Source organism: Streptomyces xanthophaeus (assembly GCF_000725805.1).
In the GTDB taxonomy this organism is placed as follows: domain Bacteria; phylum Actinomycetota; class Actinomycetes; order Streptomycetales; family Streptomycetaceae; genus Streptomyces; species Streptomyces xanthophaeus.
Genome location: NZ_JOFT01000027.1, coordinates 119706 through 133587, shown reverse-complemented (window position 1 = coordinate 133587; position 13882 = coordinate 119706). Strand labels below are relative to the sequence as shown.

The following is a 13882-nucleotide window of genomic DNA, read 5'->3' as shown; positions in this document are numbered from 1 at the left end:
CCCCCTTCGCCGGATGTGGTGGGCGGGCGAGGGGGGACGTTAGCTGACGTGGCGTCAGTTGGACAGGGTCTCCGCGAGCTCGCGCTCCCCGGCCGGAGCGTGCGCGGCCGGAGCCTGCGTGCGCGGCAGTACGGCGTACAGCAGGCCCGAGGTCACGATGCCGGCCACCCAGCCGAGGCCGTTCTGCCCGATCCAGGTGGAGGAGAGCGGCCCGCTGAACCAGTCCACCGAGGTGAAGAGCAGGCCCACCACCAGGGCGAGCGCCCACGCGGTCATCGCCTGCCAGGCGTAGCCGCCCCGGTACCAGTAGGCGCTGGTGCGCGTGGTGTCCAGCAGTGCGGCGCCGTCGTACGCCGGGCGGCGCAGCATGTCCACGCCGAAGACCCCGATCCAGGCGGAGAAGGCCACGGCCAGCAGGGTCAGGAAGGAGATGAAGGAGCCGAAGAAGCTGGTGGCGACCACCATCAGCAGGAAGCCGAAGACCAGGCTGATGACGGCGTTGACGCTGACCGCCCAGGCCCGCGGGACCTTGATGCCGAGGGTCTGCGCGGTGAAGCCGGCCGAGTACATGGACATCGAGTTGATCAGCAGCATGCCGACGAGCGCGATGAGCAGGTACGGGACCGCGATCCAGGTCGGGAGCAGCTCGCCGATGAAGGAGACCGGGTCCTGCGCGGTCGCCAGGTCCGGCGTGCCGACGGCCATGACGGCGCCCATCAGCACCATCGGCAGGACGACGACGCCGGCGCCGCCGATCGTCGCCCCGACCATGCCCTTGGAGGAGGCGGTGCGCGGCAGGTAGCGGGTGAAGTCGGGGCCCGAGGGCACCCAGCTGATGCCGCCGGCCGCGATCGTGCCGATGCCCGCGACCATCATCGCGGTGGAGCCGGCCGGCTTGGCGAAGACCGCGGACCAGTCCGTGGTGAAGACCAGGTAGCCGAGGACGAGCACGCTGAAGGCGCCGAAGAGGTAGGTGGACCACTTCGAGCAGACGCGCAGGGCGTTGATGCCCAGACCCGAGACCACGAAGGTGCAGCCCACGAAGAACAGCAGGGTGACGACGATGAGGGTGGTGTTGCTCTTGATGCCGAAGAGCAGGTCGAGGACGGTCAGGACGGCATAGGCCCCGCTGACCGCGTTGATGGTCTCCCAGCCCCAGCGGGCCACCCAGATCAGGGCGCCCGGGAAGAGGTTGCCGCGCTGGCCGAACACCGCCCGCGAGAGGGCCATGCCGGGCGCTCCGCCGCGCTTGCCCGCGATCGAGATCAGGCCGACGATCCCGTACGAGACGACCGGCGCGGCGACCGCCACGACGAGCACCTGCCAGATGTTGAGCTTGTTGAAGATCACCAGACCGGCGCCCATGGTCAGCAGCAGCACGCTGATGTTGGCGGCCACCCAGGTGGGCACGAGCTCGCGGACCCGGCCGCTGCGCTCGCTGTCGGGGACCGGCTCGAGGCCGCGGGTCTCGACCGTGCTCTCGGCGGGGGCTATCGCGCCGTCGGCAGGCTCGGCAGGCATGCGCTACTCCGTGGGGGTGGGGGAGGGGAGTCGCTCATCATCGTAGATGTGCCGTTAAAACCACAAATAGAGGCTTCAGTCCTGGTGGGAACCTGCGAGGTCCCGGCTTCGGAGCCTTCGTGGCCGATACTGGGTTGGTTATGGACATCCTCATCCTTGCTGTAGTCATCGCCCTGGTCGCGGTCGGCGCGATCAGCGGGCTCGTGGTCAGCAGCCGCAAGAAGAAGCAGCTGCCCCCGGCACCGCCGAGCACGCCGACCATCACTGCCCCGCCCGCCGAACCCCAGGTGGGGGAGGACGCCGCACCGACGGCCGAAGAGCCGCGCCGCACCATCGAGGAGGTGGCCCTCCCCGACGCGGAGGCCGCCCTCGCGACGCCTGCCGCCGTCGAGGACCCGGTCGTGGAGGCTCCGCCGGTACCCGAGATCGAGGTGCCCGAGCCCACCGCCGGCCGCCTGGTCCGGCTGCGGGCCCGTCTCGCCCGGTCGCAGAACTCCCTCGGCAAGGGGCTGCTCACGCTGCTCTCCCGGGAGCACCTCGACGAGGACACCTGGGAGGAGATCGAGGAGACCCTCCTCATCGCCGACGTCGGTGTCGCGCCGACCCAGGAACTGGTCGACCGGCTCCGCGAGCGGGTCAAGGTCCTCGGCACCCGCTCCCCGGAGGAACTGCGCACCCTGCTGAAGGAGGAGCTGCTGACCCTGGTCGGCACCGACTTCGACCGCGCCGTGAAGACCGAGAGCGGTCTGGACACCCCCGCCGTGGTGATGGTCGTCGGCGTGAACGGCACCGGCAAGACCACCACCACCGGCAAGCTGGCCCGGGTGCTCGTCGCCGACGGCCGCAGCGTGGTCCTCGGCGCGGCCGACACCTTCCGCGCCGCCGCCGCGGACCAGCTCCAGACCTGGGGCGAGCGCGTCGGCGCCCGCACCGTGCGCGGTCCCGAGGGCGGTGACCCGGCCTCGATCGCCTACGACGCGGTCAAGGAGGGCATCGCCGAGGGTGCCGACGTGGTGCTCATCGACACCGCGGGCCGCCTGCACACCAAGACCGGTCTGATGGACGAGCTCGGCAAGGTCAAGCGCGTCGTGGAGAAGCACGGCCCGCTGGACGAGATCCTGCTGGTCCTGGACGCCACCACCGGGCAGAACGGTCTGACCCAGGCCCGCGTCTTCGCCGAGGTCGTGGACATCACCGGCATCGTGCTCACCAAGCTCGACGGCACCGCCAAGGGCGGCATCGTCGTCGCCGTCCAGCGCGAGCTGGGCGTCCCGGTCAAGCTCGTCGGGCTCGGCGAGGGCCCCGACGACCTGGCCCCCTTCGAGCCGGAGGCGTTCGTGGACGCCCTGATCGGCGACTGAGCGAGGCCCCTGCCCCGGACGTGCCGGTGCCCCCGCGATCCGTACGGACGGATCACGGGGGCACCGGCACGTCCGGGGCCGCCGATGTCACAGCATCAGCGGCGGAAGCGGTGGCACAGGTAGGCGAGGGTGCCCAGCAGCAGCCGGGCCTGGGGCGGGCTCCCGGCGCAGTCCAGCGCGGGCGGCCGCAGCCAGCAGACCGGGCCGAGCCCCGCCCGGTCGGAGGGCGGGGCGGTGACGTACGCCCCGTGGCCCAGGGCCCGCAGGTCGAGGTCGGCGTCGTCCCAGCCCATCCGGTACAGCAGCTGGGGCAGCTCGGCCGCGGCGCCCGGGGCCACGAAGAACTGCGCCCGGCCGTCCGGGGTCCCGATGACGGGACCCAGGGGCAGGCCCATCCGCTCCAGCCGGACCAGGGCGCGCCGGCCGGCCTCCTCGGAGACCTCGATGACGTCGAAGGAACGGCCCGCCGGCAGCAGGACCGCCGCGCCCGGGTACCCGCCCCAGGCCTCGGTGACCTCGTCCAGGGTGGCTCCGGCCTTGACCGTCGGGGCGAAGGCCAGGGGGTGCGCCCCGGGCGCGGTGCACCCGGCGTCCCCGCAGGAGCAGTCGCGGGCGGGCGCCGCGGCGCGGGCACCGGGTACCGCGTCCCAGCCCCACAGTCCGGTGTACTCCGCCACCGCCGTGCATTCCGAGGTCCGTCCGCGGCGCCGGACGCCGGAACGGAACTCCCTGGTGCCGCGGCTGCCGCCGATCGTGAAGCCCATGCCCATGCCCCCTCCAACGGGTCGGACGCGCCGGTGGTTACGACGTCGGCGGGACCGGCTGCCGAAGCTCCCCCGAGGGACGGCTTCCGGAGCCGCACGGCGCACTCCTCGCCGCGCACGCCCCGGGCGCACTCCAGTCCAACCGATCCGTTTTCGCCTCGTGTCAAGTGAATCGCGCCTGGCCGGTGGCGAGTTCATTCGAAGGGGTGGCGAATGGTGGCGTTTGTGGAATCGACCTCGCCGTGGGGGTGATCGTAGGATTACTTTCGGTACACGAACCCCGAAGGCGGGCCCGTCCGTGGGTATGCCGGAGGCAATGAGTGAAGGACTTGTGAAGGTCCGTGGCGGCGCTTGCCGTCCCAGCCAGGGTTCCGTGTGTAGAGGCTGAGCGGATGGGGGCGTTCCAGTGAGCGGCAGCGGCGCAAGCGGAACGAGCGAGGAATCGGTTGACCGGAACGATCAGCTGACTTCGTGGTTCGTCCGCAGCGGTTGGTCCAAGGGCGAGCTCGCCCGCCAGGTCAACCGCCGGGCCCGCCAGATGGGCGCCCACCACATCAGCACGGACACCTCCCGGGTACGGCGCTGGCTCGACGGCGAGCAGCCCCGCGAACCCGTCCCGCGCATCCTCTCCGAGCTGTTCTCCGAGCGCTTCGGCTCCGTCGTCGCCATCGAGCAGCTCGGCCTGCGCACCGCCCACCAGACCCCGTCCGTCTCGGGCGTCGACCTGCCCTGGGCCGGTCCGCAGACCGTCGAACTGCTCGGCGAGTTCTCCCGCAGCGACCTGATGCTGGCCCGCCGCGGCTTCCTCGGGACCTCGCTCGCCCTCTCCGCCGGCCCCGCCCTCATCGAGCCCATGCAGCGCTGGCTCGTCCCGGTCCCGGTCGCCGACCCGGGACCGCGCGAGGCGGGGCCGGCGGCCGCACCCGGCGGCTACCGGCCGCCCAGGCTCTCCGAACCGGAACTCGACCTCCTCGACGCCACCACCGTCATGTTCCGCCAGTGGGACGCCCAGTGCGGCGGGGGACTGCGCCGCAAGGCCGTCGTGGGCCAGCTCCACGAGGTCACCGACCTGCTCCAGGAGAACCACCCGGCGCCCGTCATGAAGCGGCTCTTCAAGGTCGCCGCGGAGCTCGCCGAACTGGCCGGCTGGATGAGCTACGACATCGGACTGCACCCCACCGCGCAGAAGTACTTCGTCCTCGCGCTGCACGCCGCGAAGGAGGCCGGGGACAAGCCGCTGGGCTCGTACATCCTCTCGGGCATGAGCCGCCAGATGATCCACCTGGGCCGCCCCGAGGACGCCCTGGAACTCATCCACCTCGCGCAGTACGGCAGCCGCGACTGCGCCGGCCCGCGCACCCAGGCCATGCTGTATGCGATGGAGGCCCGGGCCTACGCCAACATGGGCCAGCCCAGCCGCTGCAAGCGGGCCGTGCGGATGGCCGAGGACACCTACGGCGACGTCGGCTTCGGCGGCGAGCCCGAACCCGACTGGATCCGGTTCTTCTCCGAGGCCGAACTGAACGGCGAGAACTCCCACTCCTACCGCGACCTGGCCTACGTCGCCGGACGCAGCCCCACGTACGCCTCGCTGGCCGAACCCGTGATGGAGCGGGCCGTCCAGCTCTTCGAGAAGGACGAGGAGCACCAGCGCTCCTACGCCCTCAACCTCATCGGCATGGCCACCGTGCACCTGCTCCAGCGCGAGCCCGAGCAGGCCGCCGTCCTCGTCGACCGGGCCCTGGACGTGGCGGGAAAGGTGCGGTCCGAACGGGTGAACACGCGGCTGCGCAAGACCGTGGACTCCGCCGCCCGTGAGTACGGCGACGTCGCCGAGGTCGTCCGGCTCACCGACCACCTCGCCTCCCGGCTCCCGGAAGCCGCGGAGGCCGTCTGACGGCCCTCGCGGCCGCCCCCAAGGCCCCGGCCGCGGCAGTCACCCCGTGAAGCCCGATCAGGCTCCCCCAGCCAGGACATCCGGGTACTGCCGCGGCCGGCACCCCCTCCGGCGACCCCTCCCGCACAGGGGGCCGCCCGCCGTCGAGACCGTCCGGCCGACGGCCGCGGTGTTCATCACCCCGTAACAGCCCGGACGCCTTCGTCATCGGCACGAAACACCCAGCGGCGCCGCCGGAAACCGGCCTGCGCGAATCTCGGGGTCAATAACCGGCCAGCTCCCCAGGCCCGGCCGGACACCCCTTAACGCCGCTCAGGTTTTCACGATCGCCCGCACGCGAACGTACCGACGACGAGGAGACGCCGATGGCATCAGCCATCACGACCCTCGCTGCAGACGCCCCGACGCTGTCTGCTGCGAACACCGGGTTCATGCTCATCTGCTCCGCCCTGGTCATGCTGATGACCCCGGGACTCGCCTTCTTCTACGGAGGCATGGTCCGCGTCAAGAGCAGCCTCAACATGCTGATGATGAGCTTCATCAGCCTCGGGATCGTCACGATCCTGTGGGTCCTCTACGGCTTCAGCCTCGCCTTCGGCACCGACTCCGGCTCCCTCATCGGCTGGAACTCCGACTACGTCGGCCTCAGCGGCATCGGCATCACCGAACTGTGGGACGGCTACACCATCCCGGTGTACGTCTTCGCCGTCTTCCAGCTGATGTTCGCCGTCATCACCCCCGCCCTGATCAGCGGTGCGCTGGCCGACCGCGTGAAGTTCGGCGCGTGGGCCCTGTTCACCGCCCTGTGGGTCACCGTCGTCTACTTCCCCGTCGCCCACTGGGTCTGGGGCGCGGGCGGCTGGCTCTTCGAGCTCGGCGTCATCGACTTCGCGGGCGGCACGGCCGTCCACATCAACGCCGGCGCCGCCGCCCTCGGCGTGATCCTGGTCATCGGCAAGCGCGTCGGCTTCAAGAAGGACCCGATGCGCCCGCACAGCCTCCCCCTGGTGATGCTCGGCGCCGGTCTGCTCTGGTTCGGCTGGTTCGGCTTCAACGCGGGCTCCTGGCTCGGCAACGACGACGGCGTCGGCGCGGTCATGTTCGTCAACACCCAGGTCGCCACCGCAGCCGCCATGCTCGCCTGGCTCGCCTACGAGAAGCTGCGCCACGGCTCCTTCACCACCCTCGGCGCCGCCTCGGGCGCGGTCGCGGGCCTCGTCGCCATCACCCCGGCCGGAGGCGCCGTCTCCCCGCTCGGCGCGATCGCGGTCGGCGCCATCGCCGGTGTGCTGTGCGCCATGGCCGTCGGCCTCAAGTACAAGTTCGGCTTCGACGACTCCCTCGACGTGGTCGGCGTCCACCTCGTCGGCGGTGTCGCCGGATCCCTGCTCGTGGGCCTCTTCGCGACCGGCGGCGTCCAGTCCGACGTGGCCGGCCTCTTCTACGGCGGCGGCCTGGAGCAGCTCGGCAAGCAGGCCATCGGCGTCTTCGCCGTCCTCGCCTACTCTCTCGTGGTGTCCGCGGTCCTCGCCCTCCTCCTCGACAAGACGATCGGGATGCGGGTCACCGAGGACGTCGAGGTCGCCGGCATCGACCAGGCCGAACACGCCGAGACCGCATACGACTTCAGCGGAGCCGGCGGCGGAGCCGCCTCGCGGAACACCGCCGCACCCGCCCCCTCCGCCGCTGCGAGCAAGAAGGTAGACGCATGAAGCTGATCACCGCGATCGTCAAGCCGCACAAGCTGGACGAGATCAAGGAAGCCCTCCAGGCCTTCGGGGTCCAGGGCCTGACGGTCTCCGAGGCCAGCGGCTACGGCCGCCAGCGCGGCCACACGGAGGTCTACCGCGGTGCCGAGTACCAGGTGGACCTCGTGCCGAAGATCCGCGTCGAGGTGCTCGTCGACGACAGCGACGCCGAAGAGCTGATCGAGCTCATCGTGCGCGTCGCCAGCACCGGCAAGATCGGTGACGGCAAGGTGTGGAGCGTCCCCGTGGACTCGGTCGTCCGGGTCCGCACCGGCGAGCGCGGCGCTGACGCGCTCTAGGTGACGGGAGCTCCTGGGTGACGAGCGTCGAAGAGACCACGGACCACACGGCCGACTCGGGACCCAGCGGATACGCCGCGGCCCGGCTGCGACTCCTCCAGGAGGAGTCGCGGTCCGGGCCTTCGCGCCGTTCCGCCCTGTCCGGGCTGACCGACGACTGGCTGAACGCCCTGTTCCGGACCGCCGCACGCGAGACCGGCGTACGGGGCGCCGCCCTGGTGGCCGTCGGCGGCTACGGCCGGGGCGAACTCTCCCCGCGCAGCGACCTCGACCTGGTCCTGCTGCACGACGGCAAGGCCGAACCCGGGGCCCTGAGTGCCCTGGCCGACCGGCTCTGGTACCCCGTCTGGGACCTCGGCCTGGCCCTGGACCACTCGGTGCGCACCCCCGCCGAGGCCCGCAGGACCGCCGCCGAGGACCTCAAGGTGCACCTCGGCCTGCTGGACGCGCGGGCCGTCGCCGGGGACGCCGGCCTGCTCGCCGGACTGCGCACCTCCGTCCTGGCCGACTGGCGCAACCAGGCCGTCAAACGGCTCCCGCAGCTGCACGCCCTGTGCCGGGAGCGGGCCGAGCGGTCCGGGGAGCTGCGCTTCCTGCTGGAACCCGACCTCAAGGAGGCCCGCGGCGGGCTCCGGGACGCCACCGCGCTGCGGGCCGTCGCCGCGTCCTGGCTCGCCGACGCCCCGCGCGAGGGGCTGGCCGAGGCCCGGCGGCGGCTGCTGGACGCGCGGGACGCCCTGCACCTGGTGACCGGCCGGGCCACCGACCGGCTCGCCCTCCAGGAACAGGCCCAGGTCGCGGAGCAGCTCGGGCTGCTCGACGCGGACGCCCTGCTGCGCGAGGTGTACGAGGCCGCGCGGGTGGTCGCGTACGCCGGGGACGTGACCTGGCGGGAGGTCGGCCGGGTGGTGCGGGCGCGCGCGGCCCGGCCGAGGCTGCGCGGACTGCTCGGCACCCGGGGCGCTCCGGCGGTGGAGCGGGCGCCGCTGGCCGAAGGCGTGGTGGAGTCCGACGGCGAGGCCGTCCTGGCGCTCGCCGCCCGGCCGGAACGCGACCCCGTCCTGGCGCTGCGGCTCGGCGCCGCCGCCGCGCAGGCGGGCCTGCCCGTGTCGCTGCACGCCCTGCGCAGGCTCGCGGCCCAGGCCAGGCCGCTGCCCGTGCCCTGGCCGGCCGAGGCCCGCGAACAGCTGCTGACGCTGCTGGGCGCGGGGGAGCCGACGGTCGCCGTGTGGGAGGCCCTGGAGGCCGAGGGCCTGATCACACGGCTGCTGCCCGACTGGGAACGCGTACGGTGCCGCCCCCAGCGCAACCCCGTCCACACCTGGACCGTGGACCGCCACCTCATCGAGACGGCGGTGCGGGCCTCGGCCCTCACCCGCCGGGTCGGCCGCCCCGACCTGCTGCTGATGTCCGCGCTCCTGCACGACATCGGCAAGGGCTGGCCGGGGGACCACTCGGTGGCCGGCGAGACCATCGCGCGCGACATGGCCGCCCGGGTCGGCTTCGACGCACAGGACGTCGCCGTCCTGGGGACCCTCGTACGCCACCACCTGCTGCTGATCGACACCGCGACCCGCCGCGACCTGGACGACCCCGCGACGGTCCGCGCGGTCGCCGGGGCCGTGGGGTCCGTCGGCACGCTGGAGATACTGCACGCGCTGACGGAGGCGGACGCCCTGGCCACCGGCCCCGCGGCGTGGAGCGCCTGGCGGGCCTCCCTGGTCAAGGACCTCGTCGCACGCGTCGCCGCCGTCCTGCGGGGCGCGGCCCCCGAGCCCACCGAACCGGAGATCCCCTCGACCGAGGAGGAACGCCTGGCGGTGGAGGCCCTGCGCACGGGCGAGCCGGTGCTCGCCCTGCACGCCCGCCAGGAGGACGAGGACGCGGTCGGGGTGGAACTCGTCGTGGCCGTCCCGGACCAGCCGGGGGTCCTCCCGGCGGTGTCGGGGGTGCTGGCCCTGCACCGGCTCACCGTCCGGGCGGCGGAACTGCGCTCCCTGGAGCTCCCGGACCGGCTCGGAGAGGTCCTGGTGCTCCGCTGGCGGGTGGCCGCGGAATACGGCTCGCTGCCCGAGGCGGCGCGGCTGCGCACCGATCTGGTGCGCGCCCTGGACGGCTCGCTGGACGTCCCGGCCAAGCTGGCGGACCGCGAGGCCGCCTATCCGCGCCGTCGCGGGGTGGTCCCGCCGCCGCCCCGGGTCACGGTGGTCCCGGCGGTGTCCTCCCTCGCCACGGTCCTGGAGGTGCGCGCCCCGGACGCGGTCGGGCTGCTGCACCGCATCGGGCGGGCCCTGGAGGCCGGGGGAGTCCGGGTCCGCAGCGCGCACGTCTCGACGCTCGGGGCCAATGCCGTGGACTCGCTGTACGTGGTCGACGCGGACGGCAAGCCGCTGACCGGACCTGGCGCGGCCGCCCTGGCCGCCGCGGTGGAGGCGGCCCTGGTGTGACGGGCCCCTCACCTCCCCGGCCCCTCCGCCCCGTCGCCGGGTTCCGCACCGGCGACGGGGCGGGTGCGGGACGCAATGCCGCCCGCAGGGCCAGGCCGGCGGCGCGGCCCGATACCCTGGGGGACGACCATCACGCCCCCGACCCGAGGAATCGCGACCACCGTGTTCGATACGCTCTCCGACCGCTTGGCGAATACCTTCAAGGGCCTGCGCGGCAAAGGCCGGCTGTCCGAGGCTGACATCGACGCAGCGGCCCGGGAAATCCGTATCGCCCTCCTCGAGGCCGACGTCGCCCTGCCGGTAGTCCGCTCCTTCATCGCGAACGTCAAGGAACGCGCGCGCGGCGAAGAGGTCAGCAAGGCCCTGAACCCGGGCCAGCAGGTCCTCAAGATCGTCAATGACGAGCTCGTCACGATCCTCGGCGGCGAGACCCGCCGGCTGCGCTTCGCCAAGACCGCGCCCACCGTGATCATGCTGGCCGGCCTCCAGGGTGCCGGTAAGACCACCCTCGCCGGAAAGCTCGGCCTCTGGCTGAAGGGGCAGGGCCACGCCCCGCTCCTCGTCGCGTGCGACCTCCAGCGCCCCAACGCGGTCAACCAGCTCTCCGTCGTCGCCGAGCGCGCGGGCGTCGCGGTCTACGCGCCCCAGCCCGGCAACGGCGTCGGTGACCCGGTCCAGGTCGCCAAGGACTCGATCGAGTACGCGCGCACCAAGCAGTACGACATCGTGATCGTCGACACCGCCGGCCGCCTCGGTATCGACCAGGAGCTGATGCAGCAGGCCGCGGACATCCGCGACGCCGTCAGCCCCGACGAGATCCTCTTCGTCGTCGACGCCATGATCGGCCAGGACGCGGTCAACACCGCCGAGGCCTTCCGCGACGGCGTCGGCTTCGACGGCGTCGTGCTCTCCAAGCTCGACGGCGACGCCCGCGGTGGTGCCGCGCTCTCGATCGCGCACGTCACCGGCAAGCAGATCATGTTCGCCTCGAACGGCGAGAAGCTCGACGAGTTCGACGCCTTCCACCCGGACCGCATGGCGGGCCGGATCCTCGACATGGGTGACATGCTCACCCTCATCGAGCAGGCCGAGAAGACCTTCAGCCAGGCCGAAGCCGAGAAGATGGCGGCCAAGCTGCAGAAGGGCCCGAAGGAGTTCACGCTCGACGACTTCCTGGCCCAGATGGAGCAGGTCCGCAAGATGGGCTCCATCTCCAAGCTCCTCGGCATGCTCCCGGGCATGGGTCAGATCAAGGACCAGATCAACAACATCGACGAGCGCGACGTGGACCGCACCGCCGCGATCATCAAGTCGATGACCCCGGCCGAGCGCCAGGACCCCACGATCATCAACGGCTCGCGCCGTGCCCGTATCGCCAAGGGCTCCGGCACCGAGGTCAGCGCCGTCAAGTCGCTGGTCGAGCGGTTCTTCGACGCCCGCAAGATGATGTCCCGCATGGCCCAGGGCGGCGGCATGCCCGGGATGCCCGGCATCCCCGGGATGGGCGGCGGCCCCGGCCGGCAGAAGAAGCAGGTCAAGCAGGCCAAGGGCAAGCGCAAGAGCGGCAACCCGATGAAGCGCAAGGAAGAAGAGGCGGCAGCCGCCGCGCGCCGGGAGCAGGGCCCCCAGGCGATCGAGCCCGCGCCGGGCAGCAACCCCTTCGGCCTCCCGGCCGGCGGCGGGGCCCAGGGGCAGGACTTCGACCTTCCCGACGAGTTCAAGAAGTTCATGAAGTAAGGCGAGCGACAGGTGCGCGCACCCGCGCGTACGGGGCCCCGGCCGGGGCGGTGACCAGCGACGTCACCCGGCCGGGGCCTTGTCGTGCGTACGGCCCCTGCGGGAGCAATGGGTGGGTTTGTCGCTTATGGTCGGCCGGGAGGACGGCAGAAGGAGGCGCCCCGTGCCCAGTCCCACCCCCGTACCGCCCCGCGACCGGGCCGACACACCCTGGCGCTCGGAGGGGGCGCCGCCCGCCCCCGCCCCGAAGAAGCGGATGCCGGGCGGCTGGCGGGGACTGATCCTCACCGCGCTGATCGTCTACCTGGTGGCCAACGTCGTGCTGTCCTTCTTCAACGAGGGCGACGAGCCGACCATCTCGTACACCGAGTTCAGCAAGCAGGTCGCGAGCGGCAACGTCTCGAAGATCTACTCCAAGGGCGACGCCATCCAGGGCCAGCTGAAGGCGAAGCAGCCGCTGCCCGACGGGGACAAGGGCGACTACACCAAATTCGTCACCCAGCGCCCGGCCTTCGCCGACGACGCGCTGTGGGCCGACCTCACCAAGCAGAACGTGACCGTGACCGCCTCCCCGGTCGTCGAGCAGCGCAGCTTCCTGGCCAACCTCCTGCTCTCCCTCGCCCCGATGCTGCTGCTGATCCTCCTGTGGGTGTTCATCGCCCGCCGGATGGCCGGCGGGATGGGCGGCGGCATGGGCGGACTGGGCCGCAAGGCCCCGCCCAAGCCGGTGGAACTCCAGGAAGGCACCTCGCGCACCACCTTCGAGGACGTGGCGGGCATCGACGAGGTCGAGGGCGAGCTCAACGACGTCGTCGACTTCCTCAGGAACCCCCAGCAGTACCGGCGCATGGGCGCCCGCATGCCCCGGGGCGTCCTGCTGTCCGGACCGCCCGGCACCGGCAAGACCCTGCTCGCCCGGGCGGTCGCGGGCGAGGCCGGGGTGCCCTTCTTCTCCGCCTCCGCCTCCGAGTTCATCGAGATGATCGTCGGCGTCGGCGCCTCCCGGGTGCGCGAACTCTTCACCGAGGCACGCAAGGTGGCCCCCGCGATCATCTTCATCGACGAGATCGACACCATCGGCAGGGCCCGCGGCGCAGGCGCCGGCATGGGCGGCCACGACGAGCGCGAACAGACCCTCAACCAGATCCTCACCGAGATGGACGGCTTCACCGGCTCGGAGGGCGTGGTCGTCCTCGCCGCCACCAACCGGGCCGACGTCCTCGACCCGGCCCTGACCCGCCCCGGCCGTTTCGACCGGACCGTGGTCGTCTCCCCGCCCGACCGCAGGGGCCGCGAGGCGATCCTGCGCATCCACACCCGCGAGATCCCCCTGGCCGAGGACGTGGACCTGGCCCAGGTGGCCCGCAGCACCCCCGGCATGACCGGCGCCGAACTGGCCAACCTGGCCAACGAGGGCGCGCTGCTCGCCGTCAAGCGCGGGCAGCAGGCGGTCACCCGGGCCGACCTGTCCGACGCTCTGGAGAAGGTCCAGCTCGGCGCGGAGAGGTCACTGGTCATGCCGGAGGAGGAGCGCCGCCGCACGGCCTACCACGAGAGCGGACACGCCCTGCTGGGCATGCTCCAGCCGGGCGCCGACCCGGTCCGCAAGATCACGATCGTGCCCCGCGGCCGGGCCCTCGGCGTCACCCTCTCGACCCCCGACGCGGACCGGTACGCCTACACCGAGGAGTACCTGCGCGGGCGCATCATCGGAGCCCTCGGCGGCATGGCCGCCGAGCACGTGGTCTACGACGTCATCACCACCGGCTCGGAGAGCGACCTCGAACAGGTCACCGGCCTCGCCCGCGGCATGGTCGGCCGCTGGGGCATGAGCGCCCGCGTCGGCCGCCTCACGGCCATCCCGTCCGACGGACAGAGCCCGTACGGCCTGTCCGCCGCCCCCGCCACCCTCGACGCCGTGGACCACGAGATGCGCCGGGTGGTGGACGAGTGCTACGAGGACGCCTGCCGCCTCCTGCGCGAGCACCGGCCGCAGCTCGACGCCCTGGCCGAGGCCCTCCTCGCCGCCGAGACCCTCGACGAGGCGGCCGCCTACGCCGCCGCCGGGATCCCGCGCCTGACGAAGGGCCACGGAGCGGACTGACCGG

Annotated in this window: 9 protein-coding genes; 7 read left to right on the top strand and 2 right to left on the bottom strand. The window is 72.4% G+C overall.

From position 1 onward, the window contains the following. Positions 1 to 54 precede the first annotated feature (54 nt). Complete coding sequence (locus IO30_RS0117835) at positions 55 to 1521, bottom strand: cytosine permease (protein ID WP_031144192.1); 1467 nt, start codon at positions 1519 to 1521, stop codon at positions 55 to 57. A 140-nt stretch (positions 1522 to 1661) separates the two neighbouring features. On the opposite strand from IO30_RS0117835, the gene ftsY reads away from it, so the two are divergent. After that, entirely contained in the window at positions 1662 to 2882 is a 1221-nt protein-coding gene (gene ftsY / locus IO30_RS0117830; RefSeq protein WP_031144190.1) for a signal recognition particle-docking protein FtsY, read from the top strand. A gap of 95 nt (positions 2883 to 2977) precedes the next feature. On the opposite strand, the gene IO30_RS0117825 is transcribed toward ftsY, so the two are convergent. Next, positions 2978 to 3646 carry a bifunctional DNA primase/polymerase gene (locus IO30_RS0117825; protein ID WP_031144188.1) on the bottom strand — a complete coding sequence of 223 codons (669 nt, stop codon included), beginning with the start codon at positions 3644 to 3646 and terminating at the stop codon, positions 2978 to 2980. Between the two features lie 406 nt (positions 3647 to 4052). Here IO30_RS0117825 and nsdA point away from each other — a divergent pair, with 406 nt between their 5' ends. The 6 genes from nsdA to ftsH all read left to right on the top strand — a co-directional run bounded on the left by nsdA (position 4053) and on the right by ftsH (position 13878). Continuing rightward, positions 4053 to 5543, top strand: coding sequence for a transcriptional repressor NsdA (gene nsdA, locus IO30_RS0117820; protein WP_031144186.1), 1491 nt, complete (start codon positions 4053 to 4055; stop codon positions 5541 to 5543). Between the two features lie 365 nt (positions 5544 to 5908). Beyond that, positions 5909 to 7255 (top strand): ammonium transporter, encoded by a 1347-nt coding sequence (locus tag IO30_RS0117815; protein WP_031144184.1) that lies wholly within the window; start codon positions 5909 to 5911, stop codon positions 7253 to 7255. Then, on the top strand, positions 7252 to 7590 hold the full coding sequence (locus tag IO30_RS0117810; protein ID WP_031144182.1) for a P-II family nitrogen regulator: 339 nt from the start codon (positions 7252 to 7254) through the stop codon (positions 7588 to 7590). Before IO30_RS0117815 ends, IO30_RS0117810 begins: the two co-directional genes overlap by 4 nt. A 17-nt stretch (positions 7591 to 7607) precedes the next feature. Further along, entirely contained in the window at positions 7608 to 10037 is a 2430-nt protein-coding gene (locus IO30_RS0117805) for a [protein-PII] uridylyltransferase (RefSeq protein WP_031144180.1), read from the top strand. A 162-nt stretch (positions 10038 to 10199) separates the two neighbouring features. Next, positions 10200 to 11774 (top strand): signal recognition particle protein, encoded by a 1575-nt coding sequence (ffh, locus tag IO30_RS0117800; protein ID WP_031144178.1) that lies wholly within the window; start codon positions 10200 to 10202, stop codon positions 11772 to 11774. Positions 11775 to 11901: 127 nt separating this feature from the next. Beyond that, entirely contained in the window at positions 11902 to 13878 is a 1977-nt protein-coding gene (gene ftsH, locus IO30_RS0117795; protein WP_051859523.1) for an ATP-dependent zinc metalloprotease FtsH, read from the top strand. The last annotated feature ends 4 nt before the right edge of the window (positions 13879 to 13882 follow it).